Source organism: Streptomyces sp. NPDC059875 (assembly GCF_042731085.1).
Lineage (GTDB): Bacteria > Actinomycetota > Actinomycetes > Streptomycetales > Streptomycetaceae > Streptomyces.
This window is the reverse complement of record NZ_JBHWJZ010000001.1, coordinates 420,505-445,981: the sequence shown is the minus strand read 5'-3', so window position 1 is coordinate 445,981 and position 25,477 is coordinate 420,505. Positions and strand designations below refer to the sequence as shown.

The following is a 25,477-nucleotide window of genomic DNA, read 5'->3' as shown; positions in this document are numbered from 1 at the left end:
CACCCCCGCTACTTCGGCTCGTAGGCGGCCATCGCCGCCCGTACGGCCGGGGAGAACAGCGCCGGTCCGAGCGCGTCCGAGTGGGCCAGGCCCTCCGGGGAGAGCCGCAGCAGGCCGGTGGGGGCCGCCGGATCAAGCCAGCCGAGTGCCTCGAACCGGCCCAGTTCGGCGGGGAAATCGGTGCAGGGCGAGGTGCCGAACCGCTCCTCGTATCCGGCCGTGGACATGCCCCGGGCCTGGAGGAGGGACTGGAGCAGATGGCGGCGGCGGGCCTCGTCCACGTCGACCCACCTGCCCACCTGGGCCCGAGTGAAGTCCTCCGTCCCGGTGTACGCGTCGATGATGGAGCGGACCTCCCTCATGTCGACGGCGTAGTCGAAGGAGTAGTGCAGCGAGGAGGTGTACGAGCGGGCACCGCAGCCCAGGCCGATCATCCCGTCGGTCTGGCAGGCGTAGTCGTCGGCCCCCTGCGGCGGGGCGTCGCCGCGCCGGAACATCCGCATCGACACCTGCTCGTAGCCGTGCGCGACCAGATGGTCCCGGCCGTGGCGGTACAGGCGCAGCCGCTGCTCGTCCCACTCCTGGTCCGCGGTGGGCGAGAGTCGGCCGAGGCCGGTGAGCGGGCGGACGTAGAGGGGGTAGAGATAGAGCTCCTCGGGCGCCCAGGCGAGCGCCGCGTCGAGGGACTGCGCCCAGGTCCGTTCGGTCTGGCCGTCGATTCCGTAGATCAGGTCGATGTTGAGGACGGGCACGCCCGTGTCCCGGATGCGGCCGAGCGCGGACTCGACATCGGCGCGGCGCTGGGGGCGCACGGCGGCGCGGGCCTCCGCCTCGACGAAGCTCTGCACGCCGATGCTGAGGCGGGTGGCTCCTCGATCGGCAAGGACCGCGAGCCGGTCGGCGGTGGCGGTCGAGGGCGAGGTCTCCACGGACAGCGGGACGGCCCGCAGGTCCGCTCCCATCCGCTTCTCCGCGATGTCGCAGAGCCGGGTCAGCTCGTCGGCGGTGAGGAACGTGGGCGTGCCGCCGCCGAAAGCCGCCGTGGCGAAGTGGACCGGCGCGCCGTCCCCGAGCGCCTCGCGGACGGCGGTCGCCTGGCGGTCGAGGGCATCGAGGTAGCGGGTCGTCAGCTCGTCCGGGGCGCCGATCCGGGTGAAGAGATTGCAGAAGCCGCAGCGGACCTCGCAGAACGGTATGTGCGCGTAGAGGGAAAGGGCGTCCTTCGGCTCCTCCGCCCACAGCGCCGCGAGACCGGGCGCGGGGTCGGGGAGCTGCCGGTACGCGGTCTTGTGCGGGTAGGCGTAGACATAGCTCTGGTACGGGCGTGGCGCCTCGGTCATGCGACTGCCTCCCGCTCCGGGCCGGCCAGCACGAAGTGCGCGTACGGGACCGTCCACACGACCTCGTGGCCGAGCCGGTGACCGGTGAAGCCGTCCTCCCCGTACGCCGTGCCGTGGTCGGAGCAGACGATGGCGAAGCAGCTCCGGCGGCTGCTCATGGCGGCGAAGAGCCGCCCGATGTGGCGGTCGACGTACTCCAGCGCAGCCGCGTGCGTGGCCCGGCTGTCCCCGGTCTCCCGGGTTGCGCCGGGCAGATGGAACCAGTTGGGCTGGTGCAGGGCGGAGACGTTCACGAAGAGGAACAGGCGCTGCTCGGGCGGGAGCGCGGCGACGATCTCCTCGGCGCGGGTCACCTGGGACTCGAAGGAGGTGGGGGAGGTGACGCCGAAGCCGGGCTCCCAGTGGCTCTCCTGGAAGAGGCCGGGCAGTACGGAGCCGAGGGGGCCCCGGCCGTTGAAGAAGCCGACGCCGCCGACGCACGCGGTGCGGTAGCCCTCCTTTGCGAGACCGGAGACGAGATCGGGGGTGTCGTGGACGAAGGTGCCGTCGGCGGTGGACTCGCTGCCCGCGAACCGCGCCGCGAAGAGCCGCGGGTGCGGGCCGGGGGCGGCCGGGGTCGGCAGGAAGCCCGCGAAGATCGCCTGGTGGGAGGCGTAGGTGAAGCTGCCGGGGGCGTGCCGGCGCTCCCACTGGCCGCCGGGGAGGTGCCGGGCCAGGTTCGGGATGCGGCCGGCGGCGGCGAGTTCGGCCGCCACGTCGTACCGGAGCGTGTCGAGCGTGACCAGGAGGAGATCGTGGCTGCCCACGATCTCGTTCATGTCGGCTGCGGGCTGCTGGTTCACGCGGTGCTCGTTCCTGTGGTGCGGGTGGTGCGGGTGGTGCGGGTGGTGCGGGTGGTGCGGGTGGAGCGGGTGGAGCAGGTGGTGTCAGTGGTGCGGGCGGTGTCTTTGCGGAGGAGCGCGGCGACCTGGGTCGCGTAGGTGTCCATGCCCTCCGCGCCGCTTCCGGGCAGGCCGGTGAGCCCGGGGAGAAGGTCCCCGAAGGCGTTGACCTCGCCGACGGCGAAGCGCCGCCAGCCGACGGCAGGCAGCAGATCGACGCCGACGCACTGTGTGCCGGGGAAGGCGTCGGCGGCCCGCTCGCACACGTCGAGCGCGTCGGCCCACCGGCCGCCGGCGGCGACGACCGCCGCGCGCACGGCGCCCAGGTCGCCCCGGGCACCGCCCAGATGGAGATTGGTCATGGGGGAACGGCTGGTCCGGACGACGGCATGGGTGGCCCGGCCGGCGGTCACCACCACCCGCAGATCGGCGGCACGGCCGCCCTGTGCCGCCTTCGGCAGCCAGCGCTCGATGTGCAGCCCGTCGGGCGCGAGCGCGTCCACGATGGCGGCGACCTCGCGCTCCGTCGTATAGCGGCGCACCCGCAGGGAGTTGAAGAGGCGCCCGTCCGGGGCGCGTTCCACGGAGGTGGTGGCGTGCACCCGGCCGGCGCCGTTCGTCTCCACGGCCAGGACCCCCGAGGCGGACGAACCGTGGGCGAGCTTCACGAACACGCGGCGCAGCCCCGACGCCGCCATCAGGGAGCGGACGTCCGCCCAGCCCCGTACGGGCGGGGCGTCCGCCCCGGACGTCGGCGACGGGGGCACCGGGACCATGGCCTCGCGAAGCCGGGCGTGCGCGAGCCGCTTGTCGAAGAGCACCGCCAACTCGGCGGGGTCGTCGACCAGAACCGCCCCGGCGTCGCCGACGCTCCGGGCGAGCCGCGCCGTGGCGGCCGTGAACTCCCCGTACCAGCGGCCCGTTCCCTCGACCCGAGTCGGGTCGTCCGTGCCGCGCAGGAGCCGGTCGACGTCCGGGTCCTCGCCGGGCGACTCCAGCCGGACCGTCTCGCCCGGGTGGAACCGCGCCCCGCCCCGCAGGACGTCGAGCCAGGGCTCGACCCGCGCCTCGGGCAGCCCGGCCGCCCGCACCGCGTCGCGGAAGTACGCGACGCGGCGGTTGGCCGGGTTGCCCACCACGACGAGGCGGGGGTGCGCGAGGGGCGGGGAGAGCGTCATTCGGCGACCGCGACGTACCGGTAGATCTCGCCGTCGCCGTCGTCCTCCGCCTCCTGGGCGTCATCGACGTCGACGGTCACCCCGTACGGGGTGAGGGCGTCGACGATCCGCTCGCTCATCTTCTCCGACAGGTAGTGGTGGGAGAGGTCGAGGTGAGAGAGGTGCGTCAGCGGCTGCCCCACGAGCAGCGCCTCGGCGCCCTCGTCGGTGAGCGTGCCCATCGACAGGTCGAGCCGATCGAGCCGGGCGACCACCGGGGCGCCGGCCACGGCAGCGGCGATCTCGTCCTGGAGGACGCTGTTGCGCAGCGCGAGACGGCGCAGGGCGGGGAGGCGGGTGCCGGCGAGCAGCGGCTCCAGGTCGGCGAGCGAGGAGTCACCGCCGTACTCGTCGGTGCCGAGCCACAGTTCGAGATCCTCCAGGGCGGGCAGGTCGCTGCCCGCGATGCCGCGCACGACCTCGGCACCGAGACCGCCCGACTCCACCACGAGCGTGCGCAGCCCGGCGTGCCGAATCGCCGGGAAGGCGAGCTCCGAACCACCACGCACCCCGAACTCCCGCAGGCCGGGGTAGGCGGCGAGCAGAGGCGTCACGTCGGACTGCTGGATCCAGGAGATCTCACAGTCCTCGAAGCCCATGTCACCGAGGAACACCGCCTCGAGAGCGGGCAGCCGGTCCTTGGCCGCGACGAGGGCGGCGACGATCTCGGCGGACGAGGTCTCGTACGCCTCGTCCCAGCCACCCACGACCAGCGCGCGGACCCGAGCCGTGTCGACGTCCGCGAGGAATCGGGCGAAGAGCTGCTCCCACTGCTCGTCGCCGGGCTCGGAGTACGTCGGTGCGGAGACACGCCAGGCCACGGATGCCGCGTCCGGCAGTTCGACGGTGGAGTCACGATCCGGGAAGTCGAACGTGGGCAGGCCGTTGAGCTCCTGCAGATATCCCGAAATGGTCATGAGTGCTCCAGACACCGGAACGGCTTCGATCGGCTGACGCGAGAAGTTCTACCAAGCCGCACCGACAACGCCGAGCGCCGGGGGCGGTCCGGAGGCCGTTGTCAGTGGCCGCCTCTAGCGTCGAACGGGTGGTCGACACGCGGCGTGTTCACCACGGAGGGGAGAGCCATGTACCGGCAGGGAGACGTGCTGATCGTGCCCGTCGCGGAGAGCGCGGTGCCCGAGCACGTGAAGGCCGCGGCGGGGGAACCGAGAGACGCCAGGGGGCGGCTGGTCCTCGCGCTCGGCGAGGTCACCGGTCACGCCCACGCGATCCCGGGGCCGGGCCGACTGGTGCGCGAGCCCGGTCCCTTGGGTCCCCTGCTGCTCGAACTGCCCACGGGCGGGCGGGTGGTGCACGAGGAGCACGCCCCGATCCCGCTGCCGAAGGGCTGGTACCGGGTGGTGCGGCAGCGGGAGTACACGCCGGGCGCGTACCGGATCGTCGCGGACTGACAGGGGGAGAGATGAACGGAGAGGTGAGCGGGGAGATGGGCGCGGAGATGGTCGGGGCGCCGAACACGGTGGACAGGTGGCGGGCCGTCGCGGCCGCCACCGGAGCGGCCGACCGAGCGGCCGCGGAGGCCGGGGTGCGGCTCGCCTACCGCACGGCCGGGCTCGCGGCGCCGGAGCGGATCGTCTGGGCGGACTCGCCCCGGGCGGCTGTCACGGTCGTACGCGAACTGCCGGGCGCGGGGCGCTCGGTGCGGGACGAGGTCCGCACCCGGCCCTGGGCCGAGGAGCGGCGCCGGGCGCACGACGAGCTCGGCGCGGGCGGCTGGACCGCTCTGTGGACGAGCACCGGGGCCAGGCTCTGGGACACCACGCGGGCTCTCGCCGACCGGATACGGTCCGCCGTGGTGGACGATCTCGCCGCTGCGCCCGGCGAGGCCGCGGCCGTGCGCCTGGTGCTGCTCGACGCGGTCCTCGGCCAGCACGACGCGGCCTGGCTCGCCGCCTTCGACGGCCGTGGCGAGCGTCTCGCCGGGCTCGCCGCGGTCGCCGAGCACGCGGGCTGGTGGTGGCCGTACGAGAACGCGGTGGTCCTGTGCGAACGCCCCGCCGAGCTGTACCGGGACGAGGCCGGACGCCTGGACCGGGGCGACGGCCCGGCACTCGCCTACCGCGACGGCTTCGCGCTGTACGCCTGGCGGGGCATGTCGGTGCCGGCCGAGTTCCTCGCCGAACTGGACGGGCTCACCCCGGAGCGGATACGTGCCGAGGAGAACGCCGAACTGCGGCGCGTGATGCTGGAGTACTTCGGCTACGACCGGTATCTCGCCGAGTCCGGAGCCCGGCCGGTGGACCGGGACGAGACGGGCGTGCTGTGGCGCATCGACCTGGCCGACGACGAGGACGTGGCCATGGTCGAGGTGATCAACGCGACCCCGGAGCCGGACGGCACCTTCCGTACGTACTGGCTGAGAGTGCCACCGGGGACGAGGACCGCGCGGCAGGGGGTCGCCTGGACGTTCGGGCTCGAGGAGGAGGCGTACGAACCTCTCGTGCAGACCTGAGCGGGTGCCGGGCAGGAGTGGCGAGAGGGAGGTGGCGCCGGGGGTGGGGCTGGGTGTGCCCGCCGGACGCCGGACGCCCAACGCCGGACCCCAGACGCCGGCGCCTGCCGCAGGCCGCCGGCTAGGGCTGGGCGGACGGCGGTCCGGCGCCGTCCAGGGAGGGCAGGCCGAGTTCCCGGGCCAGTGCGGCGTCGGCCCACTCCAGCATGGCGGCGCGCGAGAGCGAGCCGGCGTACGAGGTCATCTGCACGGCGAGCCCGTCCAGGAAGGCGGTCAGCCGCCAGGCCGCGGCGGCCGGGTCCGGGCAGGGGAACTCGCCGGCCGCCGCGCCCTCGGCGATCACCTGCGTCAGGGCGGACTTCCACTGCTGGTCGAGCGCACCGGCGACCTCGCGCAACGCCGGTTCGCGCAGGCAGGCCGCCCAGCCCTCGATCCACAGCCGCCAGCCCTTGGCCTGCCCGGTCGGGGCGTACCAGCGGACGGCCGCGCGCAGCCGGCGCAGGGCCGTGGTCCGCCGTCCGATGAGGCGGCGCAGATGCGCCAGGTCGGCCTCGGCGGCGTAGCCGAAGGCCGCGGCGACGAGCTTCTCCTTGGTCGAGAAGTGGTAGAGCACGAGCGCGTTGCTGACGCCGAGCGCCGAGGCCACGTCGGCGATCCTGACGGCCGCCACTCCCCGTTCCTCGATCTGCTCGACGGCGGCCCGGAGCAGTTCCTCCTGCCGTTCCGCCACGCTCAACCGCACTCTCGCCACGTCGGTCAGACTACACAGCACATGACACGGGCATGATCATTTACGAGGCTGCGCGGGGCACGGGCACTGTCACAGGCGGTGTCGGCCGCGTCAGTACCAGCCGTACCGCTCGGCGATCTCCGGAAGCCGCTCCTCCACCAGCGCGTGCGCCGCCGCGCGCGGAGTGCTGCCGTCCGCCTCCGCGCGGTCCAGCATCCGGCCGACCAGGGACCGCATGGCCCGGCGGGTGTGTGCGAAGGCCTCGCCCGCGTCCGCCCCGATGTCGCCGAAGAGCGTCCACCACCACCAGGCGTTGGTGCCGGAATTGACGACGACGTCCGGGAGGACCAGGACGCCGCGCGCGGCGAGCAGCTCCTCCGCCTCGGGGAGGACCGGCATGTTGGCCGCCTCCACGATCCACCGGGCCCGGATCCGGCCCTGACCCTCGGCGTCGATCGCGTACGAGACGGCAGCCGGGACCAGGACGTCCGCGTCGGCCGCCAGCCAGGCGTCGCCGGCCTCCTCCCGGTCACCGGGCCGCAGCGCCGAGCGGTCCACGGTCCCGTGCGCGTCGCGGGCCGCGAGGAGCGCCTCGACGTCGAGGCCGTCCGGGTTGACGATCGTTCCCTTCACGTCGGCGACCGCCACCACGGTGAGTCCGGCCCGGTCCAGGAAGCGGGCGGTGGCCCCGCCCATGGTTCCCAGGCCCTGGACCGAGACCCGCGTCCCGGCGTACGGCAGGCCCGCCCGGTCCAGGGCCACGAGGACCGACTCGGCGACCCCGCAGCCGCCCACGAGCTCGTCGAGCCCGATCCCGTCCACCTCCACCGCGAAGGCGTCGGCGAGCCGCTGCCGGGCCGCCTCCTCGTCCTCCAGGAGCGGGTACACCGCCTGGATCGAGGAGACGAGCCCGGCCTCCGCCGCCGCCCGGTCGACCAGGTCCTGCGTCAGCCCCAGATCCTCGCCCGTGGTCCAGAAGCGCTCGATGTACGGGCGCATCGCCCGCAGGTAGCGGACCAGCACGCCGTACGCCTCGGGGGAGCGCGGGTCGCAGTCGATGCCGCCCTTGGCGCCGCCCAGCGGGACGTACCGGCTGCTCGGGTCGTAATGCAGAGCCTCCTTCATGGTCATGCCACGGGCGAGCCCGGCGACCTCCTCGGCCGTACAGCCCTCGCGCATCCGCAGCCCGCCGCTGGCCACCCCGCGCACCAGCCGGTCGACGACCAGATGCCCGCGGCGGCCGGTCACGTGGTCGGTCCAGCCGACGGACAGCAGGGGGGCGGCGCTCATGGGGGCACTCCGGGACTCGGTTCGACGTTACTGAACAGCGGTTCAGTATCACCCATTGTCCCGGCCGGTAGCGGGGCGGGCCGCTCATAATGGAACGACACCGACCACCAGGAGGCTCCGTGACCGGCACCGGCTCCGACCACTCGCTGCGGGCCCGCCTGCGCGCACTGCGGCCCGAGGCCTTCGGCGCCGACCCGGCCGGGGAGCGCATGGAGCGCATCCGGCGCTCGCCGAACTTCGCCGACGGCGTCTTCCAGAACCCCGTCGCCGCCCGGACCCGGCCGTCCGGTTCCACCGTCGAGTTCGCCAAGATCTACTTCCAGAAGGAAGCGCGGGCGCGCCGCGCGCCCACCGGCACGATCCCCGTCCATGCGACCACCCTGGCCGACCTGGCCAAACCGCCGGTCTCGGGGCTCCGCCTCACGTGGATGGGGCACTCCAGCGTCCTCGCGGAGATCGACGGCCACCGGGTTCTCTTCGACCCGGTCTGGGGCGACCGCTGCTCGCCCTTCGCCTTCGCGGGGCCCAAGCGCCTGCACCCCGTGCCGCTGCCGCTCGCCGCACTCGGCCCGGTCGACGTCGTCGTGATCTCCCACGACCACTACGACCACCTCGATCTCCCCACGATCAAGGCCCTGGCCTCGACGGACACGGTCTTCGCGGTCCCGCTGGGCGTCGGCGCGCATCTGGAGCGCTGGGGCGTACCGGCCTCGCGTCTGCGCGAGCTGGACTGGAACGAGTCAACCGAGATCGGCGAGCTGCGGCTCACCGCGACGCCCGCCCGCCACTTCTGCGGCCGCGGTCTGCGCAACACCCAGCACACCCTCTGGGCGTCCTGGGCCGTCGCGGGCCCCGAGCACCGGATCTACCACAGCGGTGACACGGGCTACTTCCCCGGCTTCGCCGAGATCGGCGCCGCGCACGGCCCCTTCGACGCGACCATGATCCAGATCGGGGCGTACAGCGAGTACTGGCCCGACATCCACATGACGCCCGCCGAGGGCATGCGGGCCCACCTCGACCTCCAGGGCGGCAGCCCGCACGGCGTGCTGCTGCCGATCCACTGGGGCACCTTCAATCTCGCCCCGCACGCGTGGGCGGAGCCCGGCGAGTGGACGAGCGACGCCGGTGCGGAGGCCGGACAGGCGGTCGCGTCCCCCCGGCCCGGAGAGCCCTTCGAGCCCTCCGGCAAGCTCCCGGCGGACCCGTGGTGGCGAGGCGTGTCCGCACCCGTCGCCCATGCGTGGCGCACCCCGAAGGAACCTTCTCCGGCCGCCCGGGGAGACCTCGACCTCGCCGGCGAGCGGTAGGGCGGACCGTAGGAGGGCGGCCGGCGCGCGAGGCGGCGCCGGCCGCCGCGTACCGAGCGCGCCTTCCCGCTCGCGCGCCTACTTGCTGTGCACGAGCTGGATCAGGTTGCCGCAGGTGTCGTCCAGGACCGCGGTGGTGACCGGGCCCATCTCCAGCGGCTCCTGGGTGAAGTGCACCCCGAGCCCGCGCAGCCGGTCGAATTCCGCCTGGACGTCGTCCACGGCGAAGGAGGCGAGCGGGATGCCGTCGTCGAACATCGCGTCCCGGTACGGCTTCACCGCGGGGTGACCCTGGGACGGCTCGAGGAGCAGTTCGGTCCCGTCAGGGTTCTCCGGAGAGACCACGGTCAGCCAGCGGGCCGCGCCCAGGGGGATCTCGTGCTTCTTCTCGAAGCCGAGCACGTCGGTGTAGAAGCGCAGCGCCTTGTCCTGGTCGTCGACGTAGATCGGGGTCAGGTGGATCCTCATGGGGTGCTCTCCGGTGTGTCGGGCCTGAGCCACCGGGTCAGGATGCGCTCAAGGGGTTCGGTGTTCAGATCGTGGAACTTGTAGCGGCCCTGGCGCCGCGTATGGACCAGGCCGGCGGACTCCAGTACGGCCAGGTGCTGACTGATCGCCTGGCGGGACAGCCCCAGACCGTGCTTGGTCACCAGCCGCGCGCATATTTCGAAAAGCGTCTGGCCGTCCCGTTCCACCAGCTCGTCAAGGATGCGCCGACGGGTGGGGTCGGCCAGTGCCTTGAAGACATCCTCCGTCATGACCACCACCATAGGCAAGTGACGGCTTGCCTATCAAACGGGGTGTCCTGGCATCGCCTGATCGGGGGGAGGGTGAACGCGGGCGGTACGAGATGCGAAGCCCAGTTGTCCGGCTCGGGTCCTCTCGGGCGCGTGGCGATGCATGAGTGTGGACGATCGTGGCGAACCGGATCGGGGGGCGAGTGGCGTGTCGAGTGACGTGCCGCGTGGCCTCTTCACAGGGTGAATGTCCCAACGGTGTGGCGCTATTGACGATCGGTCACCTGTTCGTTGCTCGGTGATACGATCATCGCGCTTGTGGGGGCGGCGGGTGGGCGCAAGACGACAGCTCAGACCACGACGGCCATCCGGGCGGTGCCCCCGGTACGGACGGTCCGCCGGTCCACCCCGCATGGACGGAATTCAGCAGCTGGCCGTCAGTCGCCTGAAGAGAGTCTTATGACGCATTACGCACAGAACCCAGTGCTCTGGGTCCTCCTCGTCGCCGTCATCGGCGCGGTCGCCGTCATCGTTCGCCAGCGCAGGGCGACACGGGCGCTGCGGCGTGAGATCGAAGAGACCAAGGCCCATTACACCGAGCTGGAGAGCAGCTTCTCGAAATCCGTCGAGGCCGAGAAGGAGCGAGCCCAGGACGCGACGAAGACGGTCCTCAAGTCCGCGATGCGGACGCTTCAGGGCCTCGCCGCCGAGCAGCAGTCGGTCATCTCCGGACTGCAGAGCAAATACGGTGAGTCCGTGATCCTCCAGGATCTCCTGGAGATCGACCACACGAACTCCCAGTTCGGACGGCGTGCTCAGTCCATCGCCGTGCTGTGTGACGGCTGGCTGGGGCGACAGCGCGACGTCGCCTCGGTCTATGACGTGGTCCGCAGCGCGCAGGGCAGGATCCGGCACTTCCGGCGCGTGGAGATCCTTTCGCAGGTCGACTTCGGCATCACCAGCCGGGCCGTCGAACCGGTGGCACTGGCTCTCGCCGAGATGCTCGACAACGCCACCAGTTACTCCAGCCCCGACACCGTGGTCGAGATCAACATTCGTACCGTGCCCAAGGGCATCTGCATCGTCGTCGACGATGCCGGCGTCGGCATGAACGACGAGGAGCGGGCCAAGGCCGCGAAGCTCCTCTCGAGCGAGCGGGTCTCCGGCGTCTCAGGGCTCGGCAGCCCCCCGCAGTTCGGTTTCGCGGTCATCGGCGTGCTCTGCGAGCGCTTCGGATTCGAGGTGTCCGTGGACTCCAGCTCACCGTACGGAGGCGTGCGCGCGGTCCTCCTCCTCCCGCACGAGCTGCTCACCGGCATGCCGGAGAAGAAGACCCCGGCCGCCCCCGCCGCCCCCGCGACGGACCCGAACGGCTCCGAATCCGCGGCGACCGTGCCCTCGACCGGCGACGGTCTGCCGAAGCGTCGTCGCAAGCGGCCGATGGCCATCGTGCCCGGCGGCACGGGCGCGCCCGCGGCGGCCCGCTCCGGCGCGGAAACCGCGGCGATCATGGGGGCCTTCCAGCGGGGCACGCAATCCGGACGGGCCACCCGCCCGGACTCGGCGGATGCAACGAGCACCACACGTGATGCGAGCAGCGAAGGGCATGAGGTCTCGTGAACGACGATCTGTCATGGATGCTTGACAGCGCCTTGGAGATACCCGGGGCGCTGCACGCGGTCCTGGTCTCCGCCGACGGTCTGTTGATGGCCCGGACGAAGGGCTTCGACAAGGACAACGCGGACACGGTCGCCGCCGCGATGAGCGGCGTGCAGTCGCTCAGCCGCTCGCTCGGGTTCTTCGTCGACGGCGGCCACCTGCGGTGGCGGCAGACGCTGGTCGAGTTCGACGGCGGCTGGGTCTTCCTGATCTCCGCCGGGGAGGGCGCGTATCTCGGCGTCTCGGCCTCGCCGGACGTCGACATGCAGGACATCACGTTCCGGATGCAGCAGCTCGTCGGCCAGCTGGGCAAGGCCCTGACGACGCCGCCGCGCGAGAACCTCGGCGTCCGCTCATGAACAATTTCGGCGAACTGGAGCCCGAGGCCGCGGAATTAGTTCGACCGTACGTCATCACCAAGGGACGCGGCCTGCCCGACGAGGAGCAGCTCTCCCTGATCACCCTGGTCACCGCGGCCGCCGACCACCAGCAGCGTCCCACCCGACTCTCTCCCGAGGAGCAGAGCCTGCTGGACCTGTGCACCGCCGGCTACCTCTCGGTCGCCGAGATCGCGGGGCACACGCGGCTGCCCATGGGTGTGGTGAAGATCCTCCTCTCCGCTCTCACCGAGGGCGGGTACCTCATCACCCGCCCGCCCGTGCAGCGTGCCGCGCTCGCGGACCGAGACATCCTCGAGGAGGTGCTGAATGGTCTCCGCACCAAGTTTGGGTGAGCAGGCGTACGTCCGCGGCGGAGCGACGCAGATCGCCGTGAAGATCCTCGTGGTCGGTCACTTCGCCGTCGGCAAGACCACCTTCATCGGTGCGATATCGGAGATCCCTCCGCTGTCCACCGAGGAGACGATGACCCGCGCCGGCGAGTCCTTCGACGACCTCAAGGGGGTCCGGACCAAGACCACCACCACGGTGGCCATGGACTTCGGGCGTCTGACCATCAGCGATCGCGTCGTGCTGTACCTGTTCGGAACGCCGGGTCAGCAGCGCTTCGTGCAGATGTGGGAGGACATGGCGCGCGGCGCGCTCGGGGCGCTGGTGCTGGTCGACCCCGAGCGGCTGGCGGACTCCTTCGCCGTGATCGACCTGATCGAGCAGTACGGCCTCGACTACGCGATCGCCGTCAACCGCTTCGACGGCACGGCGGATCGGGAGGAACGGGCGCTGCGCGAGGCGCTGGACCTGCTCGACGACACCCCGGTCGTCACCTGCGACGCGCGCGACGAGCAGTCGTCCGCGGACGCGCTGATCACACTCGTCCGGCATCTGCTGGACCGCGCTCACTAGGAACAGACATGGACGCTCGACCCACCGCCCCCGTGCCCCCGCCCGGGTGCCCCGCCCACGGCACCGGAGCACGGGTGCCGCTGCACGGGCCGGAGTTCGCGGCCGATCCGCAGGCGTACTACACCTACCTGCGCCACTACGGACCGACCGCACCCGTGGAGCTCGCTCCGGGGGTGGAGGCCACGCTCGTCACCGACTACGCGACGGCGCTGCAACTGCTCCAGGACTCCGGCTCCTTCCGCAAGGACGCGCGCCGCTGGCGGGACCTCAACGAAGGCCTGATCGCCCCGGACAACCCGGTCGTACCCGCGCTGGCGTACCGGGCCAACAGCATGTTCAGCGACGGGGCCGAGCACCTGCGGCTGCGCCAGGCGATCACGGACTCCATGGCCCGCGTCGACGCGCGCAAGCTGACCCGGACCACGGAGCAGGTCTCCGAGTACCTCCTCGGGCAGTTCGGCGCACGTGGCTCCGCCGACCTGCTCGGTGACTACGCCAGGCAGCTGCCGCTCTTCGTGTTCAACGAACTCTTCGGCTGTCCCGCCGACATCGGCGACCGGGTGCTGTTCGGGATCACCGGCATGTTCGACGGCATCAACGCCGAGCGGGCGGTCGAGGTCCTGTTCGGCGCCGTCGGTGAACTGGTGGCGCTCAAGCGTGCCAGGCCGGGCGAGGACGTCACCTCCTGGCTGTTGCAGCATCAGGCGAGGCTGACCGACGAGGAGATGGTCCACCAGGTCGCCCTGCTCCTGGGCGCGGGCACCGATCCGCTGGGCAACCTCATCGGCAACACCCTGCACCGGCTGCTGACCAACGACCGGTACGCCGACGGGGGCGGCCTGATCGACGAGGCCCTCGACGACACCCTGTGGGACAACCCGCCGATGTCCAACTACGCGGCGCACTACCCGGCCGCCGACATGGAGTTCGCCGGGCAGAAGTTCCGTGCGGGCGATCTCGTGCTGGTCAGTTTCGCGGCCGCCAACTCGGGGCCGAAGCTGTCCGCCGCACGCCAGGCCGGCAGCAACCGGTCCCATCTGGCGTGGAGCGCGGGCCCGCACGCCTGCCCGTCGAAGGAGCCTGCCCGGCAGATCACCGTCACCGCCATCGAGAACCTGCTCAACCAACTCCCCGATGTCGAACTGTCCGTGCCCGAGGACAGCCTCGTCTGGCGCCCGGGCCCGTTCAACCGGGGCCTCACCACGCTGCCCGCCCGGTTCACCCCGGTCGACACCGTGCGCCGGACCGGCACGCAGGCACGTCCCGAGGCGCCCACGCGACCGCAGGAGTCCGAGGCGGGCCGCAAGCGTGAACGCGGCGGAATGTGGAGCCAGTTCCTCACCTGGCTGGCGAAGTGATGGACGCAACTCCGCTTGGCTGCACCGCCATCGCATGAGTGATCCGCCACGGGGGTAGTGAGCATCGCGTTGTTCCGTGGTGCTTACGAGGCGAAGGAGGTGTCGTGGAGCACATATCCACCGACGCCGGTTTCATGCAAGGTCCCATCGAGTTCGACGCCCTCGATACCCGCCCAACCGGGCGGGTATCTTCTTGGGCGCTCAGTCGCAGTACGGAAACGCTCGGCGGTCACGCGGCGAGACAGGTCCTGCGGCTGTGCGAGGCCGTAGGATTGAGCGGGGCCGACTCCGCGGAGTACGCCCACACGCTGCTCACCGTGTTGGGCCCCGCCGCCGAGCGGCCGCTCGCTCTGCCGCCCGAGCACACCTTCCTCTCCGACGACCACACGCCGGTGGAGTTCTCCCTCGCCTTCGTCCCGGACGCGGACCCGACGCTGCGGGTGCTGCTGGAGCCCGGGTACGGCGCCGGCAGCCTGGCGGAGAACGGGCGCATCGGGCTGCGGGTCGTCCGCGAAATGGCGCGGCGATGGGGATTCGACACCAAGCGGCTGGACGAGCTCGAGGACCTGTTCTTCCCTCCCGAGCCCGAGGGCCCGCTGGCGCTCTGGTGCGCGCTGGAGCTGCTCCCCGGCGGGGTCCCCAAGGCCAAGGTGTACCTGAATCCCGCGGCGTCCGGGCAGGAACGTTCCGCCGCTACGGTGCGTGAGGCACTGCGCCGGCTCGGCCACCGCCAGGCGTTCGCGGCGCTGCCCGAGGGCGATCGCCATCTGTTCCTCGCCCTGGATCTGGGCGACTGGGAAGAACCCCGGGTGAAGGTCTACCTCGCGCACCAGAACCTGTCCGCAGCGGAGGCGGCCGGTCTGTCCCGCGTGGCCGGCGGCCCGGGACAGACGGACATCAAGCGGTTCTTCCGCACAGCGGCCGGGCACGACATCGACGCCTACGGCTTCGACCAGCCGGACGTACCGCTCGATCGCCGGCCGGGCCTGAGCTGCCACGCCTTCACCGAGAGCCGGACCGGCCTGCCCAGTGGGTTCACCCTGCACATCCCGGTCCGCGACTACGCCCGCCACGACGGGGAGGCCCTCGACCGGGCCGTGGCCGTGCTCCGCCGCCACGGCATGGACCCCGCCCCGCTCGGCCGGGCCCTGTCCGCCGTCACCTCGCGCCGGCTCGAGGACGGGGTGGGGCTCATCGCCTACCTGGGACTCGTCCACCAGCAGGGCCGGCCGCCGCGCATGAACGCGTACATCTCCTCGGAGGCGTACGAGGTCAGGCCGCCGGTCACCGTGGCTGTACCGGCTCCTCGGCCGGAAGTCGTCCACTGAGGCTCCCCGCAGCCCCGGCTCAGGCGTCCTGCAGCTCCCGCAACTCCCGCAGATAGGGGCCGACGTCCACCTGGATCGAGGAACTCTCGGTCCGCCCGTAGCGCTCCTCGATACCGCTCAGATACGCGTCGATCTCCTTGCGCATGACATCCGCGGACGGCAGGGCGACCTCGCCGTCGATGATCTGCGCGACCCACCGCGACTGGGCTTCCACCAGCCGCGTGATCGAGCCCACGGGCCGGATCAGACCGACGAAGTAGAGGCCGGGCCGGTCGGCTGCGACAACACGCTTGTACAGCTCGACCGCCCCCTGCCGGGGATCCGCCGGACACCCGGCGGGCAGGAAGGGGAAGGCCATGCGGAATCCGGTGCAGTAGACGATCGCGTCCGCCTCCACCGACGTGCCGTCGGTGAAGGAGACCCGGCTGCCGTCCAGGGAGTCGATGGCCGGCCTCGGGACCACCCCGCCGTGCCGTATCCGGCTGAGAATCTCGTCCGAGATGGTCACGGCGGAGGAGAAGACGGGGTGGTCGGGCTCGGGCAGACCGTAGTCCGACAGCCTTCCCCGCGCCACGAACAGTGCCTGCTCGACGAAGCTCCGCTGCTCGGGGAAGGGCATGTCGTTCCACCACGGCGCGTCGGCGATCAGATCCACGGACATGCCGAAGAGCTGCTTGGGCACGACGTGCAGCCCCCGGCGGACGGAGAGCACGGTCTGCGCGGCGTGCCGCGAGAGGTCCGCGGCGATGTCCACACCCGACGCTCCCATGCCCACGACGACGACCCGCTGACCGGCGAAGTCCCTGCCGTCGTGGAAGTCCATCGAATGGAGAATCGTTCCGGCGAAGGAGTCGGAGCCCGGCGGCAGCGGATTCGGCAGCGCCGCCTCGGTGTTGTGACCGGAGGCGACGATCACCTGATCGAAACGCCGCTGCGTCTCCTCCCCGCGCGCGTCCCGGCTGATGACCGTCCAGGCTCCGTCGCCGTCCTGCCGCACGGAGACCACTTCGGTACGCAGTTCGATACGCGGCAGCAGTCCGGCCCACTCGGCGAAGGACCGCAGATAGGCGGCGACATCGCTGTGCCGGGGGTAGAGGGGCAGCTCGGACGGCATGGGGAAGTCGGCGTAACCGGTGAGCTGTTTGGCGGTGTTGAGATGCAGCGACAGATAGGCCGGACCGGGCTCGCCGGCCCCCGGCCGGCGCCAGATCCCTCCGACGTCCGGTGACCTCTCCAGGCAGACGAAGTCGATTCCCCTGACCGAGAGCGCGTGTGCGGTCGCCAGCCCTGACAGGCCCGCACCGATCACGCACACGGTCGCCGAAGTGGGAACGGCACGTGACCCGCCCAAGGATTCCTCCACAGAACACCATCCGTCGTCGAATCGGGCGCAGCAGGAGCCCGGGGCGCCTCACGATACCGATCGGCTCCACCGGCGGAGCGCCGCAGGTGAGTGGGGTGGTTCCGGTCCTACGGACAGTCACGCCGACGGTCATGGCATCGGCACCGGCGGTACGAACGCGAACGCGAATTCGAGGTCCGAGGAGATGGCCGGAAAGCGGCGCACGGAGACCGTCCGGGGCGTGATCGAGGGCGCACGCACTCCGCTGCGCGAGGCCGCGCCGGCTGATTCCGGTCAGGGAGCGATTCCACGGAGTCCGGAGGCGTACACACGCCTCCGGACTCTTCCGTTCGCGGCCCTCCGGCGCGCCCCGCCGGGTTTCGGCCATGCGTTCTCGGCCGGTCGTGCGAAGGGTGATACCAGAGTGGGGCGCTCTACGGGTAAGTTTGCCAACTGCGCACCGCACGTGAACGGTTGACGACTACAGTGTGTGCTTGGTGATCATCGGTAGGCTCATCACACCCACGTAGTACACCCCCGTAGTACGCCGATTCCTGGGCACGTACCAAGGACACTCATGTCTCAACTTCGCGCACCCGCCGCGCGGTCCGAACGCCGTGAGGGCGGACGGCACGGCCGGTCAGGCGCCCGTTCCGGTTCCGGTGCGGGGACTCCCAACCCCGCGCAGAACTCCGCGCCGCCCCCGACTGAAGCCCGCATACGCTCCCAACTCCTGCGCACCTCCGTGCTTCCGGCCGTGGCCGTGGCACTCGGCGGCGCGGCCGCCGTACTCTTCACCATCCGTTCCACCGGAGCCGGGCCGACCCCCGGCCTCTGGGCCGCGCTGACCGGAGCCGCGGCCCTCACGGTCGCCTCCGTGACCGCGGCCGCGCTCGGCGCCGACCGGGCGGCCAAGTCCGTGCTCGACCGCTGCAACGCGCTCCGCCGCTCCAGCGCGCGCCATCAGAGCGAACTGCGCACGGTCGTCGAGCAGCTGCGCCGTGGCGACGGCGCCCCGGCCCGCCCGGCCACGCCGCCGCCCGCGGCGTCCGGCGACGAGTTCGACCTGCTCGCCCAGGAGTTGACCCGCTCCCACGAGGCCGCCGTAGCCGCCGTGGTGCAGGCCTCCCGGCTGTCCAGCAGCGTCGGCAACGAGCAGAAGGTCGAGGTCTTCGTCAACCTCGCCCGTCGTCTTCAGTCCCTCGTCCACCGCGAGATCCAGCTCCTGGACGAGCTGGAGAACGAGGTCGAGGACCCCGAGCTGCTCAAGGGCCTGTTCCACGTCGACCACCTGGCGACCCGCATCCGCCGTCACGCGGAGAACCTGGCCGTGCTCGGTGGCGCCATCTCCCGCCGCCAGTGGTCGAATCCGGTCACGATGACCGAGGTACTGCGTTCCTCGATCGCCGAGGTCGAGCAGTACCCGCGCGTGAAACTGGTGCCGCCGATCGACGGTACGCTCCGGGGCCATGCCGTGGCCGACGTCATCCACCTCCTCGCCGAACTGGTCGAGAACGCGACGCTGTTCTCCGCTCCGCACACCACGGTGCTGCTGCGGGCCCAGTACGTCACCGCGGGCCTCGCCATCGAGGTCGAGGACCGCGGCCTGGGCATGCCGGTCACGGAGCAGAACAAGATGAACGCCCTGCTCGCCGACCCCGATCAGGTCAACGTCGCCCATCTGCTCCAGGACGGCCGCATCGGACTCTTCGTGGTCTCCGCGCTCGCCCGACGCCACGGCATCGCGGTACGCCTCCAGTCGAACATTTACGGAGGTGTCCAAGCCGTCCTCGTGCTGCCGCAGGGTCTCCTCGGCGCCGACCCCGAGGGGCTCGCGCGGAGCGAGAGCCAGCCGGGAGCCGTGGCTGCGCCCCAGGCGCCCCAGGCCGCCCCGCAGATGGCTCAGCCGGCGGCTCCTCCGGCGGTCCACGCGGCCCCCGCCGTCCCGGTCCCGACCGGGGCGCACACGACGGGCACGCACACCGCCGGCACGCACCCGGCCGGAGTGCACACCGCCGGCACGCACCCGGCCGGAGTGCACGGCACCGGAACGCACACGACCGGGATGCCCTCACCGGCACCCGTACCGACGCAGGCGCCCGCGCCCGTCCACGCGTCCGCGCACCCTCCCGTACGGACGCCGGCCCACGCGCCGGAGCCCGCGGCCGGACCCCCGCACCGGCCGCTGACCTACACCACGTCCGCCCCCGCCATACCGCTGCAGTCGGCGAACGCGGGCGTGCCCTCCCCGGCTCCCTCAGCACACGACGCCGCCCCCCTCCCCGTACGGGGAGACCACACCGAGCGTGCCAACCCCGGCAGCGCCCCCCAGGCCCCCCGCACCGAGCCGCCGGGCCGTCCCCTCCTCCCCAAGCGGCGTGCCCAGGAGCACCTCGTCCCGCAGCTGCGCGACGAGCCAGCGGCCCGCAGGCCCGAGGAACACGCTCTGCACGACCCGGGTCTCATGGCCGCGTTCCAGCGCGGCATCGGACTCGCCGAATCCCAGCCGTCCCCCCAAGAACCGCTGCGTCCCGGTGACGCGCGCAAGGAGTAGATGCACCATGGCGAGCAATGCGCCGAACGGCCATTCCTCGGATCTCGACTGGCTGCTGAGCGGTCTGGTCCAGCGGGTCCCGTACACCCGCAACGCGGTTCTGCTCTCCTCCGACGGGCTGGTCAAATCGGTCCACGGCCTCGACACCGACGCCGCCGACCACATGGCCGCGCTGGCCTCCGGGCTGTACTCGCTCGGCCGCAGCGCCGGCGCGCGGTTCGGCGACGGCGGCGAGGTACGGCAGGTGGTCGTCGAGCTCGACTCCACCCTGCTGTTCGTCTCCACCGCCGGATCCGGCACGTGCCTGGCGGTCCTCGCCGGACGCGAGGCGGACGCCGCCGTTCTGGGGTACGAGATGGCGATGCTGGTCAAGAGCGTACGGCCGTATCTGGTCACTCCCGCCAGACAGGCGGCGGGCGCGGCGGGCAGCGCGGGGCAGTGAGCGTGTCGTCCCCCCAGGAGGGGCCCTGGCTCGATGACGCGGCCGGCCGGCTGATCCGCCCTTACACCGTGAGCGGCGGCCGGACCCAGCCCACCACCGCGCTGGACCTCCTCTCCATGGTGATGGCGACGGGCTCCACACCGCAGGCCCACATGGGTCCCGAGCACAGCCTGGCCCTCGGGCTGTGCGACGGACCCACCTCGGTGGCGGAGATCGCGGCGCACTTACGGCTCCCGGCGGTCGTCACCAAGGTTCTGCTCTCCGATCTCGTGGACTGCGGGGCGCTGACCGCCCGGGCGCCCCGCTTCCACGCCAACCCAACCGACCGTTCCTTGCTGGAGGCAGTGCTCGATGGCCTACGACAACGGCTCTGAGCGCCACGAGAGTTTCGCGACCGATCCGTTCCCCACCGCGCTCAAGATCCTGGTGGCGGGCGGCTTCGGCGTGGGCAAGACCACTTTCGTGGGCGCGGTCAGCGAGATCGAACCGCTGAGCACCGAAGAGCTGCTGACCCAGGTCAGCGCGGCCACCGACAGCCTGGAGGGCGTGGAGTCCAAGACCACGACCACCGTCGCGATGGACTTCGGGCGCATCACGCTCGACGACAGGAACGTGCTGTACCTCTTCGGCACCCCGGGCCAGGAGCGCTTCTGGTTCATGTGGGACGAGCTCTCCGAGGGTGCGCTCGGAGCGGTCGTCCTCGCCGACACCCGGCGCCTGCAGGACTGCTTCTCCGCCGTCGACTTCTTCGAACGGCGCGGCATCGGATTCGTCGTGGCGGTCAACGAGTTCGACGGCGCCTACCGCTACGAGCCGGACGAGGTGCGGGCGGCGCTCGACCTCAAGCCCGAGGTGCCGGTCGTGCTCTGCGACGCCCGGATCTCCAGCGCCGGCATCCGCACCCTCCTCACCCTCGTCCAGCATCTGCTCACCACCATCCCGGCCGCCGTGCCGAGCTACGGAGCACCGTCATGACCTACGACCCGACCGGTCATCTGCTGCTGACCCCCGTCGATCGGGAGGCGCCCGCCCGTGTGCGGCGGCTGCGCGAACTGGGTCTCGGGGAGCGGCCGGAGCCCGCCTTCGACGAGTTCGCCCACCGGCTCGCGGAGGTGACCGGAGCCCCGTACTCGATGGTCAACTTCATCGACGAGAACCGGCAGTTCTTCGCCGGACTGCACACCCCGGCCGGCACCCACTCGGGCAGTGATCTGGGCGCGGCGGCGGCCGGCGGGAACGTCGGCCGTTACATGGCCCGCGACCACGGCTACTGCCCGCACGTGGTGGTGCGTCGCAAGGCGCTCGTTCTGGAGGACGTGTGCGACTACCCGCGGTTCGCGGGAAACCCGGTGGTGGACGAGATCGGCATCCGCTCCTACATGGGCGCGCCGCTGATCGACCGTACGGGAACAGCGCTGGGCACGATCTGCGTCGTCGACACCGACGTACGACCGTGGGGCCGGGCCGGTCTGGAGACCATCAAGACGCTCGCGGCGGAGCTGGTGGAGCAGATCCACCGCCGCGAGGAAGGGCTGCTCTGACCCCGCCCGACAGGAACGACACGGGTGGCGCCCCGGGACGGCTTCGTTGCCGTTGCCGGGGCGCGTCTGTGTCTGCGCGCGGAGCCCCGGTGCGGTCCTGCGCGTGGTCAGGCGTGGACGGGCTCCAGCTTGAGCAGGTCCGAGAGCTTCTCGGACCAACTGCCCTTGTCCTGGCCGAGAGCGACCTCGGCCAGCCGAAGGAGCTGGATGTCGGAGGTGCCCGCGGGGGCGAAGATGTGGTGCGCGTCCCGGAGGTAGCGCTCGATCGGGCGGTCCGTGAAGAGACCGGCGGCCGCGTGGATCTCCATCGCGTTGCGACCGGAGTCGATCGCCGACTCCACGTTGACCAGCTTGGCGTTCATCAGCTCGGCGTCGCAGGACAGACCCTGGTCGAGCAGATGCACGGCGTGGTACGCGGCGAGCCGCGCCGTCATCAGACGGGACTGCATCTGACCCAGCTTCAGCTTGACCGTGGGCAGGTGGTGCAGCGGCTTGCCGTAGCGGTGGCGCTCCGCGCAGAACCGGGTCGTCTCCTCCAGGATCGCCTGGTGGATGCCGAGCGAGACGGCGGTGAGGTTGGCCCGGCCGTACAGCACGCTCGAGGAGTACGCGACGGACAGGCCGTCGCCCTCGTCGCCGAGCCGATTGGCCGCCGGGACCCGGCAGTTCTCGAAGATGAGCTCGCCGAAGCTGAAGCCGTGCAGCCCCATGGCCGGCTCCTGCGGGCCGAGCCGGAAGCCCGGGCGATCGGACTCGACGAGGAAGGCCGTGAGGCCCTTCGATCCGGGGCCGGTGCGGACGACCACACCGTGCAGATCGCCGACGTGGCTGTTGCCGACGAAGACCTTGCTGCCGTTGAGGATGTAGTCGTCGCCGTCGCGGACCGCGCTCGCGGTCATGCCGAGGACATGACCGCCCGACTCGGGTTCGGTGACCGCGATGGTCGGCAGGCACTCACCGGCGGCGATGGTGGGGAGCCAGGTCTTGCGCTGCTCGTCGCTGCCGAAGTGCACGATCTTGGCGGTGCCGAGCTGGGAGGCCTGGACCATGGCGCCCATCGCGCCGCTGACCCGGGAGAGCTCCTCGATGATGATGGTTTTGGCCAGATGGCCGGCGCCCATGCCGCCGTACTCCTGGCTGATTGTGGCGCCCAGCCAGCCCTGCTCGCAGATCAGCCGGGACAGCTCGTGGTGCACCGAGCGGGACGCTTCCATTTCGGCTATTCGTGGCCGGACCTCACTCTCCGCGAAGTCCCGGACGGTCTCCCTGAGTTGATGATGGAGCCGACTGCTGAAGTAGCTGTCCATACGAGTCCCTCCCCTGCGAAACGCCTGCTCGCTCGGTTGTTCGAGCAGGTGGTGCATCGGCAGTGGCCCCGTCCCGAACAGGCCGACACTCCATGGTGTTGATCTTTCTGGAGTGGAGCAATATCGCCACGGAGTTTGTCCGAAACCGGATTGGTTGACGATTGAATCTGACTGTGTTTCGGATGGACTCCGCCTGTTCGGGAGGGTCACCAGGGCATTCCCCGTGGACTTCTTTCTGCCACATGCCAACGGCAAAGAGTTGACGGGCATATGGCGAGGAGCGCTGCTGGAGCGCCCCATACGCCCCCACTTCACCAAAGGGGCGGCATGCCGGAAGAATCGCCGAGCCCGGAGGAGGCCGGAAGTGCGGGGTCGAGGCCGGCCCGAACCCTGGCGGAGGGTGGCCGAGCCCGGCGTACGGATGTGCGAGGAGGCGCCGGGGCGTGTGACAGGGAGTGACCGGCGCGTGATCCGGCGCGTACGCTCCCAGGGGGCGCGCCGACAGGGAGGTCGTTGTCAGTGGCGGGTCGTACGGTCGAGGTATGCCCACCGCCGACGACGTACGCAGGATCGCCCTCTCGCTGCCGGGCGCGGTCGAGAAGCTCGCCTGGGGCATGCCCACGTTCCGCGCGGGTCCGGGCGGCAGGATCTTCGCCTCGCTGGACGACGACGACCAGGCGATGGGGGTGAAATGCCCCAAAGAGGAGCGCGTCGAACTCATCGCGTCCGAGCCCGCCAAATTCTTCCTGCGGGAGGGGCACGACGACGGCTACGCCTGGGTACGCGTCCGGATCGGCGCCCTTGACGACGAGGACGAGCTGCGCGCGATCCTCGCCGACTCCTGGCGCCAGGCGGCTCCGCGCAGGCTCCTCGAGCAGTACCCGGAGATAGGGGTCCCGCCCGAGGAGCGCTGAGCGGGCCCGAGCTCGTCGCCGCTCACCCGCCGAGGAAGGACGTGACGCGCTCCCGCAGTCCGGCCGGATCCAGGCCCTGGCCGGCCAGGTGCTCGTCGATGCTTCCGTACCTCCGCAGCTCCCGGCGGGAGACCCCGAGGCCGATGACGCGGTGGGGGAGTGCGGCGAGGGCGTCGTTGGCGGCCGCCGTCGACGTACCGGCCAGGTAGGGCTCGACCAGGACGACGTCCGGGCGTGCCGCGGCGGACGCCCGGCGCAGGGCCACCGCGTCGAAGGGGCGGATCGTGGCGGCGTACAGGACGGTCACGTCGAGGCCCTCGGTGGCGGCCAGGACGTTGTCCAGCATGGGTCCGACCGCGACGACGACTCCGCCCCGCCCTTCGCGGACGGTGCTGAAGCCGGGGGAGATGGGGCGCGGCGAGGCGTTGGACTGGAGCGAGAGCCTGACGTAGACGAGATCGTCGCCCGCGGCGGCCTGCCGCAGCAGCGTCTCCGCCTCGTCCGGGTGGCCGGGGACGTGGACCGTCCAGCCGTCCAGGGTGTCGAGCAGCGCCACGTCGCCGGGCGACATGTGCGTGAAACCGCCGGCCGGCCAGTCGTACGAGGCTCCCGCGCTCACCAGCACGCCGCTCACGCCCTGATGCCCGAAGTCCAGCTTGAGCTGCTCGAAGGGGCGCTCGACCAGGAAGCTCGCGAAGGTGTGCATGATCGGCCGCATCCCGGTCAGCGCGAGCCCGCCGCCCGCGCCGATCAGCAGCTGCTCCCGGATGCCGACATTGATCACACGGTCCGGATGGCGCCGCTCGGCCTGCTGGAACCCGTCCCTGCTGATCTCGGCGAGCACGAGCGCGAGGCGGGGGTCCTCGTCGAGCAGACGACTGGTGGTCGAGATGAAGCGGTCACGCATGGTGTCCATGGAGGTTCTCCTTGCCGGGGGCTGATCAGGCGTTCTTGGGCTCGACGCGGGCGACCACGGCACGCGGCCGGCCCGGGTGCGGGGCGGTGAAGGCGGCGTACAGCGCGTCGTGATCACGTCCGTCGACGGTCTCGGCGGACCATCCGGCGGCCTCGAAGCGCGAGGCGATCCCGCCGGGCCAGCCGTAGGTCGCGGAGCTGTTGTCGATCACCAGCGTGTGCAGCTGCTCGAGACCGGCGGGTCCCGCATAGGCGATGGCCTCGTGATTGCTGCCCTCGTCCAGCTCGGCGTCCCCGATCAGCACCCACACCCGCGGCTCTGCGAGCCCCTGCGCGCGGAGCCCGAGCGCGCTCCCGACGGCCAGCGGCAGCCCGTGCCCCAGGGACCCGCTGCCGATCTCGGCGCCCGGCACGAGCGTCCGGTCGGGGTGGTGCCCGAGCGGCGAGTCGTACGACCCGAAGCCGGTGATCAGCTCCTCGGGGAAGAAGCCCTTGGCGGCGAGGACGGCGTAGTACGCCATGGGCCCGTGCCCCTTCGACAACAGGAAGCGGTCCCGCCCCGGGTCCGCGACGGTCCCGGGCGTCACCCGAAGGACCCGGTCGTACAGCACCCAGAGGGCGTCGAGCGTGGAGGTGGCGGCCGGGGAGTGCTTCTCGTCGCCGGTCATCAGCGCCATGAGGGCGTGGAGCCGGTCGATGTCCGTGTGCGTCATGGCACCCACCGTGCGACCTCAAGCGAGGTTGAGGTCAAGCGGGGAAAGCGGTTCGTTTCCACCCGGGGAAGTGCGGTATTGTTCTCATGCGCGTTCGGCCGGGGGAAACCCCAGGTCAGACGGGC

At 71.5% G+C, this 25,477-nt stretch carries 27 protein-coding genes; 15 read left to right on the top strand and 12 right to left on the bottom strand.

Features of this window, described 5'->3' with window-relative positions; translation table 11 throughout:
* Positions 1 to 8: 8 nt before the first annotated feature.
* Genes ACFV9D_RS01775 through ACFV9D_RS01760 form a run of 4 tightly spaced genes read right to left on the bottom strand, consistent with a single transcriptional unit; the run spans position 9 to position 4,355 of the window.
* Entirely contained in the window at positions 9 to 1,340 is a 1,332-nt protein-coding gene (locus ACFV9D_RS01775) for an STM4012 family radical SAM protein (protein WP_385139290.1), read from the bottom strand.
* A complete protein-coding gene (locus tag ACFV9D_RS01770) occupies positions 1,337 to 2,158 on the bottom strand; it encodes an STM4013/SEN3800 family hydrolase (protein ID WP_385139427.1) in 822 nt (273 codons plus the stop codon). Before ACFV9D_RS01770 ends, ACFV9D_RS01775 begins: the two co-directional genes overlap by 4 nt.
* A 20-nt stretch (positions 2,159 to 2,178) precedes the next feature.
* Entirely contained in the window at positions 2,179 to 3,399 is a 1,221-nt protein-coding gene (locus ACFV9D_RS01765; protein WP_385139287.1) for an STM4014 family protein, read from the bottom strand.
* Positions 3,396 to 4,355 (bottom strand): STM4015 family protein, encoded by a 960-nt coding sequence (locus ACFV9D_RS01760; RefSeq protein ID WP_385139284.1) that lies wholly within the window; start codon positions 4,353 to 4,355, stop codon positions 3,396 to 3,398. The genes ACFV9D_RS01765 and ACFV9D_RS01760 overlap by 4 nt, the downstream gene beginning before the upstream one ends.
* 168 nt (positions 4,356 to 4,523) lie before the next feature.
* Between ACFV9D_RS01760 and ACFV9D_RS01755 the strand changes: the two genes are divergently transcribed.
* A complete protein-coding gene (locus tag ACFV9D_RS01755) occupies positions 4,524 to 4,850 on the top strand; it encodes a hypothetical protein (RefSeq protein ID WP_385139281.1) in 327 nt (108 codons plus the stop codon).
* 11 nt (positions 4,851 to 4,861) lie between these two features.
* Positions 4,862 to 5,911, top strand: coding sequence for a DUF6745 domain-containing protein (locus ACFV9D_RS01750; protein WP_385139278.1), 1,050 nt, complete (start codon positions 4,862 to 4,864; stop codon positions 5,909 to 5,911).
* Between the two features lie 121 nt (positions 5,912 to 6,032).
* Here ACFV9D_RS01750 and ACFV9D_RS01745 read toward each other — a convergent pair whose 3' ends face one another.
* Positions 6,033 to 6,662: a TetR/AcrR family transcriptional regulator gene (locus ACFV9D_RS01745; protein ID WP_385139275.1), complete on the bottom strand. Its 630-nt coding sequence runs from the start codon at positions 6,660 to 6,662 to the stop codon at positions 6,033 to 6,035.
* A 90-nt stretch (positions 6,663 to 6,752) separates the two neighbouring features.
* Positions 6,753 to 7,931, bottom strand: coding sequence for a Glu/Leu/Phe/Val dehydrogenase dimerization domain-containing protein (locus ACFV9D_RS01740; protein ID WP_385139272.1), 1,179 nt, complete (start codon positions 7,929 to 7,931; stop codon positions 6,753 to 6,755).
* 119 nt (positions 7,932 to 8,050) lie between these two features.
* On the opposite strand from ACFV9D_RS01740, the gene ACFV9D_RS01735 reads away from it, so the two are divergent.
* Positions 8,051 to 9,241 (top strand): MBL fold metallo-hydrolase, encoded by a 1,191-nt coding sequence (locus tag ACFV9D_RS01735; RefSeq protein WP_385139269.1) that lies wholly within the window; start codon positions 8,051 to 8,053, stop codon positions 9,239 to 9,241.
* A 78-nt stretch (positions 9,242 to 9,319) separates the two neighbouring features.
* On the opposite strand, the gene ACFV9D_RS01730 is transcribed toward ACFV9D_RS01735, so the two are convergent.
* Entirely contained in the window at positions 9,320 to 9,709 is a 390-nt protein-coding gene (locus ACFV9D_RS01730) for a VOC family protein (RefSeq protein ID WP_385139266.1), read from the bottom strand.
* Positions 9,706 to 9,999 carry an ArsR/SmtB family transcription factor gene (locus tag ACFV9D_RS01725; RefSeq protein ID WP_385139263.1) on the bottom strand — a complete coding sequence of 98 codons (294 nt, stop codon included), beginning with the start codon at positions 9,997 to 9,999 and terminating at the stop codon, positions 9,706 to 9,708. The genes ACFV9D_RS01730 and ACFV9D_RS01725 overlap by 4 nt, the downstream gene beginning before the upstream one ends.
* Positions 10,000 to 10,437: 438 nt before the next feature.
* On the opposite strand from ACFV9D_RS01725, the gene ACFV9D_RS01720 reads away from it, so the two are divergent.
* The 6 genes from ACFV9D_RS01720 (at position 10,438) to ACFV9D_RS01695 (ending at position 15,624) form a co-directional block, all read left to right on the top strand.
* The gene (locus ACFV9D_RS01720; RefSeq protein ID WP_385139260.1) at positions 10,438 to 11,598 is read left to right on the top strand and encodes an ATP-binding protein; all 1,161 of its coding nucleotides are present in this window, start codon (positions 10,438 to 10,440) and stop codon (positions 11,596 to 11,598) included.
* Positions 11,595 to 11,996: a roadblock/LC7 domain-containing protein gene (locus tag ACFV9D_RS01715; RefSeq protein WP_385139257.1), complete on the top strand. Its 402-nt coding sequence runs from the start codon at positions 11,595 to 11,597 to the stop codon at positions 11,994 to 11,996. Before ACFV9D_RS01720 ends, ACFV9D_RS01715 begins: the two co-directional genes overlap by 4 nt.
* On the top strand, positions 11,993 to 12,370 hold the full coding sequence (locus ACFV9D_RS01710) for a DUF742 domain-containing protein (protein WP_385139254.1): 378 nt from the start codon (positions 11,993 to 11,995) through the stop codon (positions 12,368 to 12,370). Before ACFV9D_RS01715 ends, ACFV9D_RS01710 begins: the two co-directional genes overlap by 4 nt.
* Positions 12,345 to 12,938 carry an ATP/GTP-binding protein gene (locus tag ACFV9D_RS01705; protein WP_385139251.1) on the top strand — a complete coding sequence of 198 codons (594 nt, stop codon included), beginning with the start codon at positions 12,345 to 12,347 and terminating at the stop codon, positions 12,936 to 12,938. Before ACFV9D_RS01710 ends, ACFV9D_RS01705 begins: the two co-directional genes overlap by 26 nt.
* Positions 12,939 to 12,946: 8 nt before the next feature.
* The gene (locus tag ACFV9D_RS01700) at positions 12,947 to 14,296 is read left to right on the top strand and encodes a cytochrome P450 (RefSeq protein WP_385139248.1); all 1,350 of its coding nucleotides are present in this window, start codon (positions 12,947 to 12,949) and stop codon (positions 14,294 to 14,296) included.
* A gap of 272 nt (positions 14,297 to 14,568) precedes the next feature.
* Positions 14,569 to 15,624: a tryptophan dimethylallyltransferase family protein gene (locus ACFV9D_RS01695; RefSeq protein WP_385139245.1), complete on the top strand. Its 1,056-nt coding sequence runs from the start codon at positions 14,569 to 14,571 to the stop codon at positions 15,622 to 15,624.
* A gap of 19 nt (positions 15,625 to 15,643) precedes the next feature.
* Here ACFV9D_RS01695 and ACFV9D_RS01690 read toward each other — a convergent pair whose 3' ends face one another.
* Positions 15,644 to 16,975, bottom strand: a complete 1,332-nt coding sequence (locus ACFV9D_RS01690; RefSeq protein WP_385139242.1) for a flavin-containing monooxygenase — start codon at positions 16,973 to 16,975, stop codon at positions 15,644 to 15,646.
* A gap of 568 nt (positions 16,976 to 17,543) precedes the next feature.
* On the opposite strand from ACFV9D_RS01690, the gene ACFV9D_RS01685 reads away from it, so the two are divergent.
* From ACFV9D_RS01685 to ACFV9D_RS01665, 5 genes are read left to right on the top strand one after another with little or no spacing between them, the layout of a single operon-like run.
* Positions 17,544 to 19,520 carry an ATP-binding protein gene (locus ACFV9D_RS01685; RefSeq protein ID WP_385139239.1) on the top strand — a complete coding sequence of 659 codons (1,977 nt, stop codon included), beginning with the start codon at positions 17,544 to 17,546 and terminating at the stop codon, positions 19,518 to 19,520.
* Between the two features lie 7 nt (positions 19,521 to 19,527).
* A complete protein-coding gene (locus ACFV9D_RS01680) occupies positions 19,528 to 19,962 on the top strand; it encodes a roadblock/LC7 domain-containing protein (protein ID WP_356888025.1) in 435 nt (144 codons plus the stop codon).
* A gap of 2 nt (positions 19,963 to 19,964) precedes the next feature.
* Complete coding sequence (locus ACFV9D_RS01675) at positions 19,965 to 20,336, top strand: DUF742 domain-containing protein (protein WP_385139235.1); 372 nt, start codon at positions 19,965 to 19,967, stop codon at positions 20,334 to 20,336.
* Positions 20,314 to 20,937 carry an ATP/GTP-binding protein gene (locus ACFV9D_RS01670; RefSeq protein ID WP_385139232.1) on the top strand — a complete coding sequence of 208 codons (624 nt, stop codon included), beginning with the start codon at positions 20,314 to 20,316 and terminating at the stop codon, positions 20,935 to 20,937. The genes ACFV9D_RS01675 and ACFV9D_RS01670 overlap by 23 nt, the downstream gene beginning before the upstream one ends.
* Positions 20,934 to 21,503 carry a GAF domain-containing protein gene (locus ACFV9D_RS01665; RefSeq protein WP_385139229.1) on the top strand — a complete coding sequence of 190 codons (570 nt, stop codon included), beginning with the start codon at positions 20,934 to 20,936 and terminating at the stop codon, positions 21,501 to 21,503. Before ACFV9D_RS01670 ends, ACFV9D_RS01665 begins: the two co-directional genes overlap by 4 nt.
* Before the next feature lie 107 nt (positions 21,504 to 21,610).
* Here ACFV9D_RS01665 and ACFV9D_RS01660 read toward each other — a convergent pair whose 3' ends face one another.
* Complete coding sequence (locus ACFV9D_RS01660) at positions 21,611 to 22,810, bottom strand: acyl-CoA dehydrogenase family protein (RefSeq protein ID WP_385139226.1); 1,200 nt, start codon at positions 22,808 to 22,810, stop codon at positions 21,611 to 21,613.
* A 542-nt stretch (positions 22,811 to 23,352) separates the two neighbouring features.
* Here ACFV9D_RS01660 and ACFV9D_RS01655 point away from each other — a divergent pair.
* Positions 23,353 to 23,724 carry an MmcQ/YjbR family DNA-binding protein gene (locus tag ACFV9D_RS01655; RefSeq protein ID WP_385139224.1) on the top strand — a complete coding sequence of 124 codons (372 nt, stop codon included), beginning with the start codon at positions 23,353 to 23,355 and terminating at the stop codon, positions 23,722 to 23,724.
* A gap of 22 nt (positions 23,725 to 23,746) precedes the next feature.
* Here the strand turns inward: ACFV9D_RS01655 and ACFV9D_RS01650 are convergent, their stop codons facing one another.
* Complete coding sequence (locus tag ACFV9D_RS01650) at positions 23,747 to 24,640, bottom strand: transketolase (RefSeq protein WP_385139221.1); 894 nt, start codon at positions 24,638 to 24,640, stop codon at positions 23,747 to 23,749.
* Between the two features lie 25 nt (positions 24,641 to 24,665).
* Complete coding sequence (locus ACFV9D_RS01645) at positions 24,666 to 25,352, bottom strand: transketolase (protein ID WP_385139218.1); 687 nt, start codon at positions 25,350 to 25,352, stop codon at positions 24,666 to 24,668.
* Positions 25,353 to 25,477 lie beyond the last annotated feature (125 nt).